This is a genomic window from Planomonospora sp. ID82291, assembly GCF_015711645.1.
Taxonomy (GTDB): Bacteria; Actinomycetota; Actinomycetes; order Streptosporangiales; family Streptosporangiaceae; genus Planomonospora.
In genome coordinates this window covers 335,431-353,233 of sequence record NZ_JABTEX010000004.1, presented here as the reverse complement: position 1 = coordinate 353,233, position 17,803 = coordinate 335,431, and the positions used below count along the sequence as shown (strand labels likewise).

Below are 17,803 nucleotides of genomic sequence, written 5' to 3'. Positions count from 1 at the left end.
CTACCGAAAGCGGCCACATATCGTTCACGTGGCGGTGGGAGGGCGGTCCGAATCGCCGGAGAACATCCCGGTTATGAGAGCAATGCTCCTCGCCTCCGCCGTTCTGGCCGCCTCCCTCGCCGCCCCGGCGGCCCCGGCCCTCCCGGCCCCTGCCGCGGCGCCGGACTCCCCCGCCTCCGCCCCGCGTCCCCCGGCCCCGGCCGTCCCGGTCTCCGGGCCGCTCCCGGCTCCGGCGGCCTTCCGGGCGTGCTCCGGCGTGCCCGCCGACTTCGACGGCGACGGCCGCGCCGACCTCGCGGTCGCCGCGCCGTACACGGAGGTGGGCGGCCACGCCCGGGCGGGCTCCGTCACGGTCCTGTACGGCATGCGCACCGAGGCGCGGCTCACCCAGGACGATCCCGGCGTGCCGGGAGAGGCCGAGACCGGGGACGCGTTCGGCTCGGCGCTGGCCGTCGGCGACTTCGACGGCGACCGCTGCGCGGACCTGGCCGTCGGGGTGTCGGAGGAGGACCGGCCGGGACCGGGCTCCGACGGCCGGGGCGTGGTGCAGCTCTTCCACGGCTCGCCCGGCGGCCTGCGGCCCGGCGGGGTGCTCGACGCCGGGGACCTGGGGCGCGGGCGCGGGGCCGACCGGTTCGGCGCGGCGCTGGCCGCCGGGGACCTGGACGGGGACGGCGACGACGAGCTGGTGATCGGGATCCCGGGACTGGGCGGGGGCGGCGTCGGGGTGCACGGGATGCGGGGCCGCAGGCCGTACGTCGTCACCCAGCGGACCCGCTGGATCGGGCAGCGGGAGCGCGGGACCGACCAGTTCGGGTCGGTGCTCGCGACCGGCGACTTCGACGGCGACGGCCGGGCCGAGATCGCGGTGGGCGTGCCCGCCGACAGCCTCCGCAAGAGCGGGGAGGGCTCGGTCACCGTGCTCGACGTGCGGCGGCGCGGGGCCCTCCGCCTCACCCAGGACGCTCCGGGCCTCGCCGGCGCCGCCGAGCCCTGGGACGGGTTCGGGGCCGCGCTGGCGACGGGGGACTTCAACGCCGACGGCCGCGCCGACCTGGCCGTCGGGGCGCCGGGCGAGGGCCTGACCGCGAACCAGCGGGCGATGGACTACGGCGACGGGACAGTGGTGGCCCTCTACGGCTCGGCGCACGGCCTGCGGACCGGGACCTCCGAGGCCTTCTCCCAGCGGGGGCTCGACGGCGTGCCGCGCTACTTCGACCGGTTCGGCGCGGCGCTGGCCGCCGGGGACCTCAACGGGGACGGCGACGACGAGCTGGTGATCGGGGTGCCCGGCGAGAACGCCGTCCAGGTGCTCGCGGGGACCCCGTCCGGCGGCCTGACGAAGCGGAACGACCTGCTGGTCACCGGCCGCGGGGGCGACTTCGGCGCGGCGCTGGCCACCGTGCCGGGGCGGGGCCTGGTGGTGGCCGCGCCGGCCTCGGGCCGGCTCGTCCTGCTGCGCGGACGGGACCGCGCGGGGGCGGATCCGGGAGTGCGCCCGGCGACGGCGCGGACTCTCGCCACCGGCGCCGGGAGCGCCCTGTTCGGCTACGCGCTCACAGGATCCGGGTCCCGGTGAGCTTCTTGAAGCGGATCGTGCGGAACAGCCGGCTCCGGTCGGCGTCGCGGTCCGCGGTGTAGGCGACCCCGAGCTTCGGGACGTACCTCCCGCGCGTGGCGGGACGCAGCCAGGCGCGGACCGTCACCGCGGTGGTGTCGCCGTCGTCGAGCGAGGTGATCCAGCACCTCAGGTTCCGGCCCCGGGTCGTGCAGCCGATGCTGCGCGGCTTGGCGACCACCTTGATCCGCCGGGTCCCGGACGGGAAGACCCCGCCGAGCAGGGCGTAGGCCTGGCCCTTGTAACCGCCCCTGTTGGTCACCTTGATCCGGTAGGTGACGTAGCCGCCCCTGCGGACGTACTTGTCGTAGCGGGCGTAGGCGGTGAACCTCGGCTTGGCCGCCGCCGAGGCGCCGGAGGACCCGGAGAGGCCGGAGAGCCAGGGGAGCCCGGCGACCGCGGCGGGCGGCGGGGCCGTGGGGACGGCCGGAACCGCGGCTCCGGCGGGGGTCTGGAGGAGGGTGCCGCCCAGCGCGGCGGCCAGGGCCGCGGCGGTGAGCCTCGTGAGGGAGTGACTCATATCACCCATGTTCCGGTAAATCGCGGGGATTTTCTCCCCCTCCCGGCCCCGGCCGGCGCAGGACTCGCCCCGGCCGGAGCGGGAGCCGCCCCGATCGGCGCGAAGCCCGCCCCGACCGGCGCGAAGCCCGCCCCGACCGGCGCGAAGCCCGCCCCGATCGGCGCGGAGCCCGGTCCGGATCAGCGGGCGTCGAGCGTCCGCTCCCCCGCCGGGACGGTGAGGCGGGCGCCGGTCCTCGCGGGGGCCCCGCGGCGGCTGATGTACTCCAGGACGCGGAAGTCCGCCCGCAGTTCCTCCTCGGTCAGCCGGCAGAGGATGTAGCCGCGCCGCTGGTCCAGGTAGGAGATGTGCGGGTTCTCCGCCACGATCTCGGCGACCCGGCTCTCGTCCCGGTAGCCGTCGCCGTCGCTGGAGACCGAGGAGGTGACCAGCTCCACCGCCACCCTCTCCGCGTCCGGGTCGTCGAAGTCGAGGGTGAGGTCGGCGGCGTGGTGCATGTGCGCGTCGCCGGTCAGCACGACCGGGTTGGCCGCGCCGGAGTCGCGCAGCCCGGTCAGCAGGCGGGTGCGCTCGGCGGCGTAGCCGTCCCAGGAGTCCAGGTTGACCTCGCTGCCGGGGCCGGTCCGGTGGTCGCGCTGGGCCATCAGGATCTGCTGGCCGATCAGGTTCCAGCGGGCGGTCGAGGCGGCGAGCCCGCCGAGCAGCCAGTTCCGCTGGTCGGCGCCGAGCAGGGTGCGCTCGGGGGAGAGCCGGTCGTCGCAGCCGGCCCGGACGCCGTCCTCGCACGCCTGGTCGTCGCGGAACTGCCGGGTGTCGAGCAGGTGGAAGCGGGCCAGCGGCCCCCAGTCCACCCGCCGGTGCACCCGCATCGACGTCCCGCCGGGGACGCTGGAGCGGCGCAGCGGCATGTTCTCGTAGTAGGCCGCGAAGGCGGCGGCCCGGCGCCGGGCGAACGCCGGGGCGCCGGTGCTGGAGACCCCGGCCGCCCAGTTGTTCTCGATCTCGTGGTCGTCGAAGGCGACCAGCCACGGCGCGGTCGCGTGCGCGGCCTGCAGGTCGCGGTCGCTCTTGTACTGCGCGTGCCGCATCCGGTAGTCGGCCAGCGTCTCGCACTTGCCCGGCGTGTGCTCCCGGACGGCGCCGCCGAGCGCGGTGTAGCCCTGCGGCCCGTACTCGTACATGTAGTCGCCCAGGTGGACCACGAGATCGGGCTCGGACTCGGCGAGCCTGCGGTAGGCCGTGTAGTAGCCGTGCTCGTAGTGCGCGCAGGCGGCGACGGCGAAGGTGAGCCCGGCCGCCGGGGCCGCCGACGCGGCGGGGGCGGTGCGGGTGCGGCCGGCCGGGGACAGGTGGCCGCCGGCGCGGAAGCGGTAGAAGTACTCCCGGCCGGGCTCCAGCCCGTCCAGCTCGACGTGGACGCTGTGCGCCCGGTTCCAGCGCGCGGTCTCGGCGCCCGAGCGCACGACCTCGGTGAACCGCTCGTCGGCGGCCACCTGCCAGCGCACGTCCACGTCCCGGCCCGGCATCCCTCCGTGGCCGTCCCCGCTCAGCGGATCGGCCGCCAGCCGGGTCCAGAGCACGAATCCGTCCTGCGACGGGTCCCCGGAGGCGACCCCCAGGGTGAACGGGTCCCGGACCAGGGCCCGGGACCGCGCCGGCGAGGCCGCCGCCGAGGCGGGCCCGGCGCCGGTGAGCAACAGGCCGCCGGCACCGGCGGCGGCGGACAGGAACGCTCTGCGTGACGGCTTCTGCTCCACGCCCCCCAGTGCACCCGCCCCGCCTGGCCCCGCTGTGACCTGCACGTCAAGGCGGGGTGAACAGCCGCGGGACGGCAGGCGCGCCTCCTCGCCAGAACAGGTCAGGTCAGGACAGGTACGGCCTCAGCTGGTCGCCCAGTTCCCCGCAGCCGAGGTACTTCTCCACGGTGTGGAAGTCGAACCGGTCGAGGTCGACCAGGACCTCCCGGTCGACCCCGGTGAAGCAGGAGCGCAGGGCGGGCGGGATGGCGGCGACGTCGTGCCGGTCGGCGATGTTGACCCACCGCCGCACCTGGCGGGGCCGCTCGCCCCGGCCGTTCACCGGGGCCGGCAGCAGGCGCTCGAAGATCACCTCGCGCATGCCGAGCGGGCTGCCGAGGGTGACCAGCAGCTCGACCTCCAGGTCCGGGTGGGCCCAGAGCGTCTCGTAGGCGACCACGCTGCCGAGGGAGTGGGCGATGACCACCCGGGGGCGGTTGCGCCGGATCACCTCGGCCACCGCCGCCCGCGCGCCGGCCCGCGCCTCGCCCCCGGCCGCGAGGTAGGCCGCCACCTCGGGGGCGAAGAGCGCGGCGAACTGCGCGGCCCGGTCCGGCATGCGCTCCAGCACCCAGCCCGCCACCCGGTGCAGCGCGCCGGTCAGCCCCTCCCCCACCGCGTCGAGCTGGCGCGCCCAGGCGACCAGGACCTCCTGCTCTCCCACCGCCATGCCCCGCACCGCGCGGGGGTCGCCGTCCCGCTTGTGCTCCCCGAGCAGGTGGGCGTAGTAGGCGATCTCGGTGACGTAGCGCTCCCCCGCGTGCGGCGTCCCGGCGGCGAGCCCCCGGTGCAGGTAGCGGTCCCACTTGGCGCGCATCGCGGCCTGCGCCCCGGCGACCGAGTTCCCCGCCTCGCGGTAGTACCGGTACTTCCCGATCCCGTGCACGCCCACGATCGCACCCACGCGCCCTCGCCCCTCATCTCCCGACATGTACGGCTTGCGCCCCGGGCATCACTGTGGCGGAAGGAGTCCCGCGCCACAAGGCCGCCGCGAGCCCGACCAGCCAGAGGCTCCAGAGCACGTATCCGGCGAAGTTCGCCTGGTCCGCCCCGGGCACACCGAACGGGACGAGGAGACCGGAGGCCACCAGGACCGCCGCGGCCAGACCCCACGCCCTGAGCAGGCGACCGCGCAGGGATCTCACCACCAGCACCGTCCAGACGGCGGTCAGCAGGTAGCCCGCGGTCTCGCCGACCACCGTGCCGAGCACGGTCCCGAGCAGCTCGAAGGTCTCCGGGTCCTCCACGAAGGGCACGAGCAGCGGCCAGCGCAGCAGTCCCGCGACCTGCACGGCGGCGGCCGCCGCCCCGACTCCGGACGAGAGCCTCCCGGCGAGCGGAGCCAGCCCGGCGGCGGCGGGCGCCATCATCCCGGCGCCCGCCGCCAGCAGCAGGAACAGCAGGCTGACGGCTGCCCGGTCACGCTGGAAGGCGGCCATCACCTCGGGGGCGGGCCTGGAGAGCACCTCCGGATAGTCGAAGACCAGCGCCAAGCCGGTGAAGGCCGCGTTGGCCAGCACGGCGCCGAGGACGAGCAGGATCGCGGTTCTCTTCATGACGACTCCTTTTCTATACACTGCACAATGTACACTGTACAAAATTTATACACCGCACAATGAAAAGATGAAAGGCCCCAAGCGCAGCCTCGACGTCCCCAAGATCGTGAACGCGGTCCTGGAACTGCTCGCGGAGGACCCCGCGGCCGTTCCCACCCTCCGCGGCGTCGCCGCCCACCTCGGCGTGCGGCCGAACACGCTCTACACCTACGTGCCCGACCGGGCCGCGCTGGAGGGCGCCGTGGTCGAGCACCTCCTGGACCTGGCCGGGCCCGGCGTCCTGACCGGCGGGGCCCCCTGGCGGGAGCGGATCACCGGATACGCGCTGCGCCTGCGCGCGGAGCTGCTGGCCCGGCCCGGCGCCGTGCCGTTCTTCCTCTCCGGCCCCATGACCGGCCCGAGCGCGGCCCTGGTCGGCGAGGGCCTGCTGGCCGCCTTCACCGAGGCGGGGCTGCCGGCCGCCGACGGCGCCCGGGCCGCGTACGCGGTGATGGTCCACGTCCTCGGTTCGGCCGCGATGGCCGCCGCCGACCTCCCCGGACCGGAGGTCAGCCCGGCCGAGGCCGTGCGGACGCGGCGCGCCGCACTGGCCGCAGGCCCGCCCCGCATCGCCGCGGTGGCGGACGTCGCGGCGGCGTGGAATTCGGTGGAGCAGTTCGAATGGGGCATAAACCGGTTGATCGACGGGTGTGTCCCCTCGCTACGCTGACCATGCACCCCCGGCCCGAAGGAGTCGTCCGCCATGCCCGGCCCGCTTCAGATCAGCGGCTCGGTCTCCGTTCCCGAGTCCGAGCTCCACTGGCGTTTCTCGCGTTCCTCGGGCCCCGGCGGCCAGGGGGTCAACACCACCGACAGCCGGGTCGTGCTCAGCTTCGACCTGGCCGCCACCGAGGCCCTACCCCCGCTGCTCAAGACGCGCGCGCTGGAGCGCCTCGCCTCCCGGCTGACCGGCGGCGTCGTCACCATCGCCGCCTCGGAGTTCCGCTCCCAGCTGCGCAACCGCGAGGCGGCCGAGATGCGCCTGGCGCAGCTCCTGCGCGAGGCCGTCGCCCCGCCCCCGAAGAAGCGCCGCCCCACCAAGCCGAGCAGGGGCGCCGTCGAGCGCCGCATCGCCGCCAAGAAGCACCGTTCCGACCTCAAGCGGCTCCGCCGCGACATCTGAGTCCCCCTCGGCCCCGCCGCGGCCGTCCGCGGCCCGCGCCGTCCTCCCGCGGGGCCCGCTCGACCGGGCCCGCTCGACCTGGTCCCACCTGGCTCCTTGACCGGACCTTCTGGGCGGGCCTTTTGACCGGGCCCTGTCCCGGCGTTCGGCTCCCCGGGGAAGACCTCCGCGGGGGCGGGTGCGAGAATCCGGAGGATGCCGCCCGTTCCCAGTGTCCGCGCCGTCCTCCTCGACGACGACCGGCTCGTGCTGTTCCGGCGCACCGTGCCCGGCAAGGAGCTGTACTGGTCCGCCCCCGGCGGCCACGTCGAGCCCGAGGACGCCTCCCTGGAGCACACCCTGCACCGCGAGCTCCTGGAGGAGCTCGGCGCCACCGTCTCGGCCGTCACCCCGCTGACCACCCTGCGCTGTCCGCGCGAGGAGGGCGTCAAGCTCCAGCACGTGTACGGCTGCCGCCTGGTCTCCATGGACCCCGCCCTGCGCTGCGGCCCGGAGTTCACCGACCCGGCCCGCGGCGTCTACGAGGTGGTGCGGGTGCCCCTCGACCCTGACGAGATCAGCGCCCTCAACCTCGTCCCCCGGGAGCTGGGCGACTATCTGGCCGGCGCCGTCGCCCGGCTGCCCGACTTGATCACCGGCTGACCCGCGGCCCGGCCCCCGCCGACGGCCGCGCCCGTGCGGGACCCGGACCGGTCCGGGACCCGCGCCCGTGCGGGACCGGACCGGCCGCCGGTCCGGCGGGGGAGAACCGGTCCCGGCCGCCGGTCAGTCCGGGGAGGGGTCCGAGGGCGGGACGGGCAGGGTGACGCGCACGGAGGTGCCCTTCCCCGGCTCGCTGTCGATGCGGACGCTGCCTCCGTGCAGCTGAATGATCTTGTCCACGAGGGGCAGGCCCATCCCGGTGCCGCCGGTCACCTCCTCGGCCTGCGGCGACCGGTAGAAGTCCTCGAAGATCCGCTCCACCTCGCCGGGCGCGATGCCGATCCCGGTGTCGCGGATCCGGATGCGGCGCGCGGGATCGGCGGTCACGGCGACCTCGATCATGCCGCCGTCCGGGGTGTACTTGATCGCGTTGTCCAGCAGGTGGTCCAGCGCGTGCTGGAGCCGCCGGGCGTCGGCCCAGGCCGTCATCGAGGGCGGGGCCTCCAGCCGCAGCGTGTGGCCCCTGCTCTCGGCCGCGGCGGCGGCGTCGCCGACCACGCGGCGGACGACCGCGACCAGGTCGACCCGTTCGGGGGTGAAGACGGCGGTGCGGGCGTTGAGGCTGGACATCAGCAGCAGCTCGTCGATCATTTTCAGGATGTGCTCGCTGTTGCGCTCGATCACCTGCAGGAAGCGGTGCTCGGTGGCCTCGTCCAGCCCGCCTTCCCGGACCAGCTGCAGGTACCCGCGGATCGAGGTCAGCGGGGTGCGCAGCTCGTGGTTGACGGTGCGCAGGAACTGGTCCTTGAGGTCCTGCACCTCCTGCAGTCCGTAGATGATGTGGTCGGACTGGCGGGCGTAGCGGTAGGTCTTCAGCAGCGCGGTGGCGCTCGCCGCCAGGCTGCGCAGGATCCGGCGCTGGTCGTCGGAGAGGTGGCGGGGCCGGTGGTCCATCACGCAGAACACGCCCAGGACGTTCCCCGACCGGCCGATCATCGGCACACCCGCGTAGAAGCGCACCCCCGGCTCCCCCGTCACCGCCGGGTCGTCGTGGAAGCGCGCGTCGCCGCAGGCGTCGGGGACCTCCAGCAGCTCGCGGTCCTGGACCGTGCAGGGGAAGAAGGAAAGCGCCTGCTCGTCCAGGTCCTCCGCGCCGGCGCCGGCGCGGCCGGTGAGCCGCCGGTCACCGGCTCCCATCACGCTGACCAGTGCGATCGGGGCCTTGCAGGCCAGCGCGGCCGAGGTGGCGAGGGCGGAGAAGTCCGGCTCCATGAGGACGGCGGACCCCGGCGGGGAGGCGCCCTCCCTCCCGCCCGGTCCCTGCTCGTCCGTCGCGATGCGGGTGTCGCCCAGCCGCTTCCTGTCCTGCTCCTGGAGCCGCTCCGTCCCCTCGGCGGGGTCCCGTGCCTCCGTCATCACGGTCCCCTCCCGCCCGCGGCCCGGGGACCGGCCGGAGCCGTGGCGCCGGACCGGCGCCCGGTGCGGGCGGTCCCGCCGGCGGTCATGCGTCCTCGCCGGGTCCGGGCACCCGCAGGGCGAGCAGGGCGATGTCGTCGACGCCGCCGGAGGGAGCGCCCTCCAGCACCTCGTCGCAGAAGCCCTCCACCGAGCGGCGGGCCAGGGCCGCGGCACGGCGGCGCAGCCGGTCCAGGCCGGCGTCCATGCCGGTCCCCGGCGCGTGGACGAGACCGTTGGTGTACAGCAGCACGGTGCTGCGCGCCGGCAGCCGCTCGATCGCGTCGTGGCGGTCCCCGACGTCGTGCCACTCCACGCCGACCAGCACGTTCTGCGCCGCCTCCAGATAGCGGGCGTGGCCGTCCTCGGTGACCAGCAGGGGCGGCGGGTGCCCGGCGCTGGCCCAGTGCAGCTGCCAGGGCCCCTCCTCGGGGCCTTCGACCCGGGCCAGGACCAGGGTGGCCAGGGCCGGGTCGCCGACGGCGAGCACCGCGTTCTCCAGGCGGTCCACGATCAGGCTGGGCGGCTCCACCCGGTCCCAGGCGATGGACCGCAGCATGTTGCTCAGCTGGGCCATCCGCGCGGCGGCCTGCAGGTCGTGGCCGACCACGTCGCCGACGACCAGCGCGGTCGCGCCGTCGGCGAGCGTCAGCACGTCGTACCAGTCGCCGCCGGCCGCCGAGCCCTCCGGCGCGGGGCGGTAGCGGGCGGCCAGGCCCAGCCGGCCCGCCTGCGGCGGCGTGCGCAGCAGCTGGCGCTGCATGGTCTCGGCCACCTCGTGCTGCCGGTCGGACAGGCGGACGCCGTCCACCGCCAGACCCGCGCGGCGGCCGAGGTCCTCGACCAGCGCCAGCTCGGCGGCGTCGAAGGGGCGGGCCGGGTCGGTGCGCGCCACGGTCAGGGCGCCCAGGATCCGCCGGGCGGTGCGCAGCGGCACGATGATCACCGACGTGGCGCCGAAGGCGGCGACCAGCTCGCGGTGGGCCTCCGCCAGCGGCGCGTCGTCGGGCGCGGCGATGTCGTCGGGACCGAGCAGCAGGGCCTCGCCGCTCCGCAGGACGCGGGCCAGCGGCGCACCGGAGGACTCGGTGACCGGCGGCAGCGGCCCCTCCCAGACGGGGTCTCCGGAGTAGTCGCCGGGCGGGACGACCACCACCCGGCGGACGTCCTCGGAACCGGTGTGCAGGTCCACCGCCGCCCATTCGGCCAGCCGCGGCACGACCAGCCGTCCCAGCCGGTGCAACGCCTCGTCCACCTCCGGCGTCCGGGCGAGCATCGCGCCCGCCTCGGTGGCCACCGCCAGCCGCTCGGTGAGCCGTTCCAGCGCCGCGAGCTGGTCGGCCAGTCGTCGGGAGAACTCCAGCCGGTCGGCGGCGTCGGTGAAGAGCACCGCCGCGGCGCGGACCCGGCCGTCCTGCCGGACCGGCGACACCGACCACGACACCGGCAGCAGGTGCCCGTTGCCGCACAGGAAGCGGGGGCAGCCCCCGCGGTCGGCGAGGCCGCGCTCCAGCACCGGCCACAGCCCGCACGCCGCGCGGGGGATCACCGAGCCGTCGGCGGCCCGGTGCAGCAGGTCGTGGGCGTCCGCCCCCAGCATCGTCTCCGCCGGACGGCCCAGCAGCTCGGCGGCCCGGGGGTTGACCGCGCTGATGCGCCCGTCGCGGTCGGTGAGGTAGAGGCCCTCGCCCAGACCCGCGAAGACCGCCTGCAGCAGCCCCCCGCCGGACGGCGCTCCGCCGGGCGGCCCGGCGTCGTCCCCGATCCCTCTCCCGGCCTGCTCGATCGTCACCCCAGTGGTCTTCCCAGCCCAGCCGCCCGGAATCCCCGGTCCCGGCCGGACCGGTCCCGCCGCCTCGCCGGGTCCCCGCCCCGGACGGCCTCGGGGCGGCGGGGAACTCACTCGACGGCGTCGATGAGGTCGGCGACCGACTCCACCACCTGGGACGGGCGGAACGGGTAGCGGTCGATCTGCTCCCGGGCCATGACCCCGGTGAGCACCAGGATGGTGTGGAGTCCCGCCTCCATGCCGGAGACGATGTCGGTGTCCATCCGGTCGCCGATCATCGCGGTGGTCTCGCTGTGCCCGTCGATGGCCCGCAGCGCGCTGCGCATCATCATCGGGTTCGGCTTGCCCACGAAGTACGGTTCGACGCCGGTCGCCTTGGTGATCATCGCTGCGACCGCGCCGCAGGCGGGCAGGGAGCCCTCGGTGGAGGGACCGACCGGGTCGGGGTTGGTGGCGATGAAGCGGGCCCCGCCGTCGATCAGCCGGATCGCCCGCGTTATCTGGGTGAAGCTGTAGGTGCGGGTCTCACCCAGGACCACGTAGTCCGGGTCGAGGTCGGTCAGGACGTAGCCGATCTCGTGCAGGGCGGTGGTCAGCCCGGCCTCGCCGACCACGTAGGCGGAGCCGCCGGGCCGCTGGTCGGCGAGGAACTGCGCGGTGGCCAGCGCCGAGGTCCAGATGGACTCGGCCGGGATCTCCAGGCCCGCCGCGCGCAGCCGTACGGCCAGGTCGCGGGGGGTGTAGATGGAGTTGTTGGTGAGCACCATGAACCGCCGGCCCGTCTCGCGCAGGCGGCGGATGAACTCGTCGGCCCCCGGCACCGGGTGGCCCTCGTGGACGAGCACCCCGTCCATGTCCGACAGCCAGCACTCGATCGGCTTGCGCACGTCCGCCATGATCCGAGATCCCCCGCTTTTCAGTCATGTATCCGGTTTTATCTGGAGACAACCAGGATGACAGGTTCGGACCCGGCCGCCGTACCGTGCCCGCCCGCGGGGGGAGGCGGACGCCGCCGGGTCCCGGCACCGGAGGCGGGCACCGCCGGGGTCCGGGCACCGGACGGCGCGGGGACCGCCGCAGCAGCGGTGGCCGGGCCGGCGGACCTCCCCGGATGGGCGAGACTGGCGGAGTGGACGAGACTCCCCGGGCGAGTGACGAACTGATCGACGCGTTGGGCCGGATCGGCGTCCGGTACGGCGACGCGCCCCCGGTGGTGCTGCCCACCCGGCCGGACGTGACGATCGTGCGGGCCGGGTCCGCGGTGGTCAAGGCGCACGCCCCCGGCGCCGAGCGGGAGCCGCTGGCGGCGCGGATGCGGGCCGTCGCCGGTCCCCGGCTGCGCGGGATCCTGCTGGAACCGGTGACGGGCGAGGTCATGACCGCCGGGGACCGGCTGGTCACCGTCTGGCCGGCCGGGACACCGGTGGATCCCGAGGATCCGGACGCGGCCCCCTGGGAGGCGGGGGCGCGGCTGCTGGCCGGGCTGCACGCCGTACCGGCCGGGGCGCTGCCGCCGCTGCCGCCCGCGGGCGGACCCGCGCGGGTGGGGAAGACCGTCGCCCGCCTGGACGCCGGCCCCGCGGACTCCGCGGCCGCGCGCGTCGTGCGCCGCGCCTTCCACTCCCTGCCCGGACTGCCCGGGTCGTCCGGGTCGTCCGGCGCCGACGTACGGCGATCCGCCCCGGATCGTCCGTCCGGGCCGTGCTCCCTGGCGCACGGCGACTGGCACCTGGGGCAGATGGTCCGCCACCGCGGCGAGTGGATCCTCATCGACGCCGACGACCTGGGGGTCGGCGACCCCGCCTGGGACCTGGCCCGGCCCGCGGCCTGGTTCGCCGCCGGTCTGCTGGAGCCGCAGGTGTGGCACCGCTTCCTGGCGGCCTACCGCGCCGCGGGCGGGTGCGCCGTGGGAGCCGGCGGCGACCCGTGGGAGCGGCTGGACCTCCCGGCGCAGGCGCTGACCGTGCAGCTCGCCGCCGCGGCGGTGGCGGCGGCCGGGCGGGAGGGGCGGGAGTTGGACGAGGTGGAGCAGGTGCTGATCGACTCCTGCCAGAGGATTGTCCGGTTCCGGAGCGCCTGCCATAGTGCTGACACGCAGTAGGTTGGTGTTACGACGACCCGATGCCAAGGCAAGGAGATCGACCACATGCAGTGTCCGAAGTGTCGCGGCAACATGCGCACGTACGAGCGCAATGGTGTCCACATCGACCAGTGCGACGGTTGTCGCGGGATCTTCCTGGACTACGGCGAGCTCGAGACGCTGACCCGCATGGAGAGTCAGTGGTCCCAGCAGCACGCCGCCCCCGCTCCGCCGCCTCCGCCGCCGGCCCACGGCGCCCCGGGCTGGGGAGCCCCGGCCCCGCACTACGGCGGTCACTACGGCCACCACCGCCAGCGCAGCTGGGTGGGCATGCTCTTCTCCACCTGACCGGTTCCCGATCGGCTCCCGATCGGCTCAGGGGGGATGACCCGGGACCGCGGCCTCGTCGAGGTCGCGGTCTTCGCGTGAGGGCGTCCGCGCGGCCGGGTCACGCGAACCGTCCGCGCGGCCGGATCGCGCCAACCGTCCGGGCGACCGCTCCGGCCGGGCCCGGCCGGAGCGGTCGCCCGGACCGGACCGGCTATTTGGGGAACTTGTCCGGGTCCACCGGCTTGGAGCGGACGGTGCCGCCCTTGACGGCGTGCAGGGTGAGCGTCCAGTTGTTCCAGCGGATGTACCCGCCGGAGCGGGTGGTCCTGAACCGCACGCTCTTGCCGAACTCGGTGAACCCGCACGAGCGGGTGAACGCCTTGGCGCCGGAGTCCCAGTCGGTGCCCGTGGTGTAGAAGACCTTGTACTTCCCGTCGCGCACACCCGAGACCGTGGCCTTGGACTTCTTGCGCACGTAGAAGCTGAACGCCTTCTTCTTGCCGCGCATCACCACGACGACCGCATCGCGCGAGCCGCCGTTGTCCACCTTCATCGAGCCCCGGCCGGTACGGCTCTCGGACTGGATGACCTTCCCGTTGGACAGGCGGCGGGTCTTCTGCTTGCCTGCCTTCACCGCGACGACGTCGGCCGGGTAGCCGGCCAGCGCCGCGGCGGCCTCCTTCATGTCGGCCAGATCCCCGGCGCGGTCCAGCTTCGTCAGCACCGCGGGACCGGTGCACCTCTCCTGCGCCAGCACGTCCGGGCGCACCCCGTCGAGGGCCGTGCCGAACGCGCGCAGCGCGTCGAGGTAGGTGGCGTGCTGGACGGCCAGCTCGGGCGGGGGCGCCAGCGCCTGAAGCCGGGACGCCGCCTCGTTCGCCGCCGTGGAGGCCTGACCGATCCGCTTGTCGAGGTTCTTCAGCCCGTCGGTGTCGGCCAGCTTCCTGAGGGCGTCCCGGACCGGACCGCGCGCCTGCTGCAGCTCGGTCCGGTAGGCCTCCGCGGTCAGGGTCGACGGGGACGGCGCGGTGCTCGCGACGGTGCCGCCGGACGAGGTGCCGGCCGGGGCGCCGGGTGACCCGACCACTCCGCTCGCGGTGGCCTGCCCCGCGACGGGCCGGACACCGGTGGTGGAGGTGCAAGCGGTCAGGGCCAGCGCGGTGGCCGCGCCGACGGCCGCGGCGAGCGCGGCGCGGGAGCGCGTGCGGGGGGCAGCCAGGGGACTCATCTGCCCCACTATTGCCCGATTGATTAATCTACGTCAAACCTCCTTCCGGGCAGGGGACACCAGCTGCTCCGACAGCATGCCCTCCCGGTCCAGGGTCAGTCGGCGGGTGATCCCGATGGACTCCAGGAACGGCCGGTCGTGGCCCGCCACCACCAGCGCGCCCCGGTAGGCCCCCAGCGCCTGGACGAGCTGCCGGACGCTCGCCAGGTCGAGGTTGTTGGTCGGCTCGTCCAGCAGCAGCAGCCGCGGCGGCGGCTCGGCGCAGAGCAGCGCCGCCAGCACGGCGCGGAACCGCTCTCCTCCCGAGAGCGTCGCGGCGGCCCGGTCGGCCCGATCGCCCCGGAACAGGAAGCGGGCCAGTCTGGCCCGGACCTGGTTGGCCGTGGCCGACGGCGCGAACCGGCGGACGTTGTCCACCACGCTGAGCCCGTCGTCGAGCAGGTCGAGCCGCTGCGGCAGGTACCGCACGCCGGGCACGCCCACCGTGACGGACCCCTCCACCGGTTCCAGCTCCCCGACGATCGTGCGCAGGAGCGTGGTCTTGCCCGACCCGTTGGGGCCGACCAGCGCGATGCGCTCCGGCCCCCGCACGACGAGCTCCTCCACCGCCGTCCCGCTCGCGGTCCGCAGGCCGGTCACGGTCAGCACGGTCTTGCCCGCGGGCACGGCCGTCTCGGGCAGCCCGATCCGGATCTCGGGGTCGTCGCGGACCGCGGCCTCGGCCTCGCCGAGCCGTTCGCGGGCCTCGGCCAGCTTGCCGGCGTGCATGATGCGGTGCTTGCCCGCCGCGACCTGCGCCTCGCGCTTCCGGGCCTGCATGACGATCTTCGGTTCGCGCTTGCGCTCGTACATCGTGTCGCCGTAGCGCACCCGGCGGGCCAGCTTCACCTGCGCCTCCTCCCATTCGCGCTTCTGCCGCCGCACGTCGGCCTCCGCCGTGCGGACCATCCGCTCGGCGGTCTCCCGCTCGGCGGCGAGCGCCTCCTCGTAGGCCGTCAGGTTCCCGCCGTACATCCGGATCGCACCGCCGGACAGGTCGGCCACGGTGTCCACCCGTTCCAGCAGGGCCCGGTCGTGGCTGACCACCACCAGCACGCCGGTCCACGCCTCCACCGCCGCGTACAGCCGGTGCCGGGCGTCCAGGTCGAGATTGTTGGTCGGCTCGTCCAGCAGCAGCACCGCGGGACGGCGCAGCAGCAGCGCGGCCAGACCGGCCATGACGGTCTCGCCGCCGGACAGCGTCGCGACCGTCCGGTCGAGGCCGACGTGGCCGAGGCCGAGCCGGCCGAGTTCGGCGCGGGCGCGCTCCTCGACGTCCCAGTCGTCGCCGATCACCGCGAAGCACTCCGCCAGCTCGTGCTCGGCGACCTCGCCGCGCTCGACGGCCAGCAGCGCGTTCCGCCGGTCCGTGATGCCGAGCAGGTCGGAGACGGTACGGCGCGCCGCCAGGGTGAGGTTCTGCGGCAGGTAGCCGGTCTCCCCGCCGACCGCGACCGAGCCGGAGAGCGGGGTGAGCTCGCCCGCGACGAGCTTGAGCAGGGTGGACTTGCCCGAGCCGTTGACGCCGATCAGGCCGGTACGGCCGGTCGGGAAGGCCGCGTCGAGGCCGTCCAGCACGACCGTGCCGTCCGGCCAGGCGAACGAGAGGCGGTCGCAGACGATGGAGGATGAGACAGAGGATGACATGGGCGGCTCCCGGGAATGCGTCGTGATGTCGGGGACACGGGAGACACCGCGTGCGCGCACGCCTCGACGGGGAAGAGCCCACGGAGAAACGCCGTCGGGGACGGGGAGGCTCGACTGAGGTCGGATGCGCGCCGGGCCGCAGGGCGGCTCTCGCAGCGCGGTGTCGGGACCTCAGAACTCCACCGGACTCCCCGGATGACGGCGATAGGACGTCAACGACGCTACGTCGCGGCATCGGGGGCGTCAACTCTTTTTCCCGCGCCGTGGCCTCACCGCTTTCCCCGCGCCGTTTTCCCCGCGCCGTGGCCTCACCACGGAGCCGTCCAGGCCACGGGACCGCCCGGACCGCGGCGCGAAACCACCCGGACGGCGCGGACCCGCCCGGACGGCATGGACCTGCTCAGCCGAGGGGGCGGAACACCAGGAGCGAGCGGGGGCGCTTGGCGAACTCCACCTCACCGGAGACGGTGAACGCCTCCCCGTCGCACGCGAGCCGTACCTCACCCGACGGGGAGGACACCCGGAGCGTGTCGGCCTGCCACTGCTGGTAGTGGCGGGACAGCCGGAACCTGCCGGTCAGGACGCTGAGGAAGGCCCGCGCCCGGGGCAGACGGGCCGCGGCGGTCAGGATCCGCACGTCCAGCAGCCCGTCCTCCAGCCGCTCACGCCGCGTGGGCGCGGCGCCGCGCACCTGGTGGCGGCAGTTGCCCACGAAGACCAGCCAGACCCGGCGCGGCACCCCGTCCACGACGAGGTCGACGGGGCGCGCGCCGCCCGGCCCGAGCACTTCGGCCATCGCCCACAGCAGGGCGGGCCACTTGCCGATCCGGCCCTGCCGCCGCTCCCGGCGGGCCAGCACCTCGGGGTAGATCCCCAGGCTCGCCGCGTCGACGAAGGGCCGTCCGGCGGCCTCCCCGACGTCGACGGTCACCAGGTCGCCGGACCGGTAGGCGTCGACGGCGTCGTCCACGGTCAGCAGCCCGAGCGCGCGGGCGAAGTCGCCGGGCGTCCCCGAGGGCACCACCAGCAGCGGGACGCCGGTCCGCAGCGCCTGCCCGGCGGCCCGGGCCACCACGCCGTCGTCCCCGGCCACCGCGAGCACCTTGGCCCGGGAGGCGGCCTCGTCCACCACCTGCGCGATGTCGTCGCCGGGACCCGGTTCGCAGACCTCGGCGCGCGGGAGCGCGGCGCGCAGCGCGTCGGCCGTCCTGGTCCCGGCCTCCGCCGCGGTGAACGCGCCCTTCCCGGCTCCCCGCCCCGCCCCGCCCCCGGCGTCCCGCTCCGCGACCTGCTCCGCGCCCTCGTCCACCACGGCGACCAGCCCCTCCCCCTCCGGGTCGAGCCGGACGGGGGGCGCGGTGACGGCGGCGCGGGCCCGCCCCGCCTCGGCCGCCTCCGGCCACAGCCGCAGGGTGAGCGCTCCCGCCGCCACCCCGACCGCCGCCCCGGCCAGCACGTCCCCCGGGTAGTGCACACCGGTGTACACCCGGGAGAAGCAGACCCCGGCCGCCAGCAGCCCGACCGGGACGGCGACGGCCCGGGGCGCCTCCATGGCCACCGCGGCGGCGAACGCGGCGGCCGAGGCCGAGTGCCCGGAGGGGAAGGACGCCGACAGGGGCATCCTGACCAGCCGGGCGAAGGGGAGCCCGTCCGGGGACGGCCGGTTCCGGCGGAAGGCCTGCTTGCCCACCAGGTTGACCAGCGGGCTGGCCAGGCTGACCGCGAGCAGACCCCGGGTCGCGGCCCGGCGCAGCGGCCGTCGGCCGCTGACCGCCAGCGCTCCGGCGATCCCGGCCCAGAGCAGGGAGTTGTCCGCCGCACGGGACAGGGCGGGCACCACGCGGTCGAGGCCGGCGAGCCGGGCGCCCGCCACGGCGGCGAACAACCGCCGGTCCATCCTGCCGAGCCGCTCCCGCAACCGCATCGTCCCCACCCTCTCGA

The 17,803-nt window shown here is 75.3% G+C and carries 16 protein-coding genes and 1 pseudogene; 7 read left to right on the top strand and 10 right to left on the bottom strand.

The features are described from left to right. Positions 1-73: 73 nt before the first annotated feature. A complete protein-coding gene (locus HS045_RS26075; protein WP_196454112.1) occupies positions 74-1,579 on the top strand; it encodes an FG-GAP repeat protein in 1,506 nt (501 codons plus the stop codon). On the opposite strand, the gene HS045_RS26070 is transcribed toward HS045_RS26075, so the two are convergent. The 4 genes from HS045_RS26070 to HS045_RS26055 all read right to left on the bottom strand — a co-directional run bounded on the left by HS045_RS26070 (position 1,557) and on the right by HS045_RS26055 (position 5,490). Then, positions 1,557-2,138, bottom strand: coding sequence for a hypothetical protein (locus HS045_RS26070; RefSeq protein ID WP_196454111.1), 582 nt, complete (start codon positions 2,136-2,138; stop codon positions 1,557-1,559). The genes HS045_RS26075 and HS045_RS26070 overlap by 23 nt on opposite strands. 179 nt (positions 2,139-2,317) lie before the next feature. Beyond that, positions 2,318-3,895 carry an alkaline phosphatase gene (locus HS045_RS26065; RefSeq protein WP_196454110.1) on the bottom strand — a complete coding sequence of 526 codons (1,578 nt, stop codon included), beginning with the start codon at positions 3,893-3,895 and terminating at the stop codon, positions 2,318-2,320. A 106-nt stretch (positions 3,896-4,001) separates the two neighbouring features. Continuing rightward, on the bottom strand, positions 4,002-4,838 hold the full coding sequence (locus HS045_RS26060) for a hypothetical protein (protein ID WP_196454109.1): 837 nt from the start codon (positions 4,836-4,838) through the stop codon (positions 4,002-4,004). Positions 4,839-4,851: 13 nt separating this feature from the next. Continuing rightward, positions 4,852-5,490: a hypothetical protein gene (locus tag HS045_RS26055; RefSeq protein ID WP_196454108.1), complete on the bottom strand. Its 639-nt coding sequence runs from the start codon at positions 5,488-5,490 to the stop codon at positions 4,852-4,854. 67 nt (positions 5,491-5,557) lie between these two features. Between HS045_RS26055 and HS045_RS26050 the strand changes: the two genes are divergently transcribed. The 3 genes from HS045_RS26050 to HS045_RS26040 all read left to right on the top strand — a co-directional run bounded on the left by HS045_RS26050 (position 5,558) and on the right by HS045_RS26040 (position 7,294). Beyond that, complete coding sequence (locus HS045_RS26050; RefSeq protein WP_196454107.1) at positions 5,558-6,199, top strand: TetR/AcrR family transcriptional regulator C-terminal domain-containing protein; 642 nt, start codon at positions 5,558-5,560, stop codon at positions 6,197-6,199. A gap of 33 nt (positions 6,200-6,232) precedes the next feature. Then, positions 6,233-6,652 carry an alternative ribosome rescue aminoacyl-tRNA hydrolase ArfB gene (gene arfB, locus HS045_RS26045; RefSeq protein ID WP_196454106.1) on the top strand — a complete coding sequence of 140 codons (420 nt, stop codon included), beginning with the start codon at positions 6,233-6,235 and terminating at the stop codon, positions 6,650-6,652. A 195-nt stretch (positions 6,653-6,847) separates the two neighbouring features. Beyond that, complete coding sequence (locus HS045_RS26040; protein WP_196454105.1) at positions 6,848-7,294, top strand: NUDIX domain-containing protein; 447 nt, start codon at positions 6,848-6,850, stop codon at positions 7,292-7,294. Positions 7,295-7,417: 123 nt separating this feature from the next. Here the strand turns inward: HS045_RS26040 and HS045_RS26035 are convergent, their stop codons facing one another. From HS045_RS26035 to HS045_RS26025, 3 genes are all read right to left on the bottom strand, one after another. Continuing rightward, positions 7,418-8,710 carry a GAF domain-containing sensor histidine kinase gene (locus HS045_RS26035; protein WP_196454104.1) on the bottom strand — a complete coding sequence of 431 codons (1,293 nt, stop codon included), beginning with the start codon at positions 8,708-8,710 and terminating at the stop codon, positions 7,418-7,420. Between the two features lie 85 nt (positions 8,711-8,795). Next, a complete protein-coding gene (locus tag HS045_RS26030) occupies positions 8,796-10,541 on the bottom strand; it encodes a SpoIIE family protein phosphatase (RefSeq protein ID WP_196454103.1) in 1,746 nt (581 codons plus the stop codon). A 107-nt stretch (positions 10,542-10,648) separates the two neighbouring features. Then, positions 10,649-11,392, bottom strand: a complete 744-nt coding sequence (locus HS045_RS26025) for an HAD-IIA family hydrolase (RefSeq protein ID WP_230884927.1) — start codon at positions 11,390-11,392, stop codon at positions 10,649-10,651. Positions 11,393-11,667: 275 nt separating this feature from the next. Here HS045_RS26025 and HS045_RS26020 point away from each other — a divergent pair, with 275 nt between their 5' ends. The 3 genes and pseudogenes from HS045_RS26020 (at position 11,668) to HS045_RS36445 (ending at position 12,966) form a co-directional block, all read left to right on the top strand. After that, the gene (locus tag HS045_RS26020) at positions 11,668-12,639 is read left to right on the top strand and encodes a phosphotransferase (RefSeq protein WP_307827724.1); all 972 of its coding nucleotides are present in this window, start codon (positions 11,668-11,670) and stop codon (positions 12,637-12,639) included. A 45-nt stretch (positions 12,640-12,684) separates the two neighbouring features. Next, positions 12,685-12,792 (top strand): annotated as a pseudogene (locus HS045_RS36450) (zf-TFIIB domain-containing protein); the annotation flags it as partial. A gap of 15 nt (positions 12,793-12,807) precedes the next feature. After that, positions 12,808-12,966 carry a hypothetical protein gene (locus tag HS045_RS36445; protein WP_374191421.1) on the top strand — a complete coding sequence of 53 codons (159 nt, stop codon included), beginning with the start codon at positions 12,808-12,810 and terminating at the stop codon, positions 12,964-12,966. A gap of 193 nt (positions 12,967-13,159) precedes the next feature. Here HS045_RS36445 and HS045_RS26010 read toward each other — a convergent pair whose 3' ends face one another. The 3 genes from HS045_RS26010 to HS045_RS26000 all read right to left on the bottom strand — a co-directional run bounded on the left by HS045_RS26010 (position 13,160) and on the right by HS045_RS26000 (position 17,786). Continuing rightward, complete coding sequence (locus tag HS045_RS26010) at positions 13,160-14,176, bottom strand: hypothetical protein (RefSeq protein WP_196454100.1); 1,017 nt, start codon at positions 14,174-14,176, stop codon at positions 13,160-13,162. Between the two features lie 33 nt (positions 14,177-14,209). Next, a complete protein-coding gene (locus tag HS045_RS26005) occupies positions 14,210-15,862 on the bottom strand; it encodes an ABC-F family ATP-binding cassette domain-containing protein (protein WP_196454099.1) in 1,653 nt (550 codons plus the stop codon). Positions 15,863-16,262: 400 nt separating this feature from the next. Then, positions 16,263-17,786, bottom strand: coding sequence for a phosphatase PAP2 family protein (locus tag HS045_RS26000; protein WP_196454098.1), 1,524 nt, complete (start codon positions 17,784-17,786; stop codon positions 16,263-16,265). Positions 17,787-17,803 lie beyond the last annotated feature (17 nt).

What these genes read in the sequence shown, in the direction of transcription:
- HS045_RS36445 (WP_374191421.1), top strand. Translation starts at nt 12,808, where the DNA reads ATGGAGAGTCAGTGGTCCCAGCAGCACGCCGCCCCCGCTCCGCCGCCT.
- HS045_RS26010 (WP_196454100.1), bottom strand. Translation starts at nt 14,176, where the DNA reads ATGAGTCCCCTGGCTGCCCCCCGCACGCGCTCCCGCGCCGCGCTCGCC.
- HS045_RS26005 (WP_196454099.1), bottom strand. Translation starts at nt 15,862, where the DNA reads ATGTCATCCTCTGTCTCATCCTCCATCGTCTGCGACCGCCTCTCGTTC.
- arfB (WP_196454106.1), top strand. Translation starts at nt 6,233, where the DNA reads ATGCCCGGCCCGCTTCAGATCAGCGGCTCGGTCTCCGTTCCCGAGTCC.
- HS045_RS26025 (WP_230884927.1), bottom strand. Translation starts at nt 11,392, where the DNA reads ATGGACGGGGTGCTCGTCCACGAGGGCCACCCGGTGCCGGGGGCCGAC.
- HS045_RS26000 (WP_196454098.1), bottom strand. Translation starts at nt 17,786, where the DNA reads ATGCGGTTGCGGGAGCGGCTCGGCAGGATGGACCGGCGGTTGTTCGCC.
- HS045_RS26075 (WP_196454112.1), top strand. Translation starts at nt 74, where the DNA reads ATGAGAGCAATGCTCCTCGCCTCCGCCGTTCTGGCCGCCTCCCTCGCC.
- HS045_RS26040 (WP_196454105.1), top strand. Translation starts at nt 6,848, where the DNA reads ATGCCGCCCGTTCCCAGTGTCCGCGCCGTCCTCCTCGACGACGACCGG.
- HS045_RS26070 (WP_196454111.1), bottom strand. Translation starts at nt 2,138, where the DNA reads ATGAGTCACTCCCTCACGAGGCTCACCGCCGCGGCCCTGGCCGCCGCG.
- HS045_RS26055 (WP_196454108.1), bottom strand. Translation starts at nt 5,490, where the DNA reads ATGAAGAGAACCGCGATCCTGCTCGTCCTCGGCGCCGTGCTGGCCAAC.
- HS045_RS26035 (WP_196454104.1), bottom strand. Translation starts at nt 8,710, where the DNA reads ATGACGGAGGCACGGGACCCCGCCGAGGGGACGGAGCGGCTCCAGGAG.
- HS045_RS26050 (WP_196454107.1), top strand. Translation starts at nt 5,558, where the DNA reads ATGAAAGGCCCCAAGCGCAGCCTCGACGTCCCCAAGATCGTGAACGCG.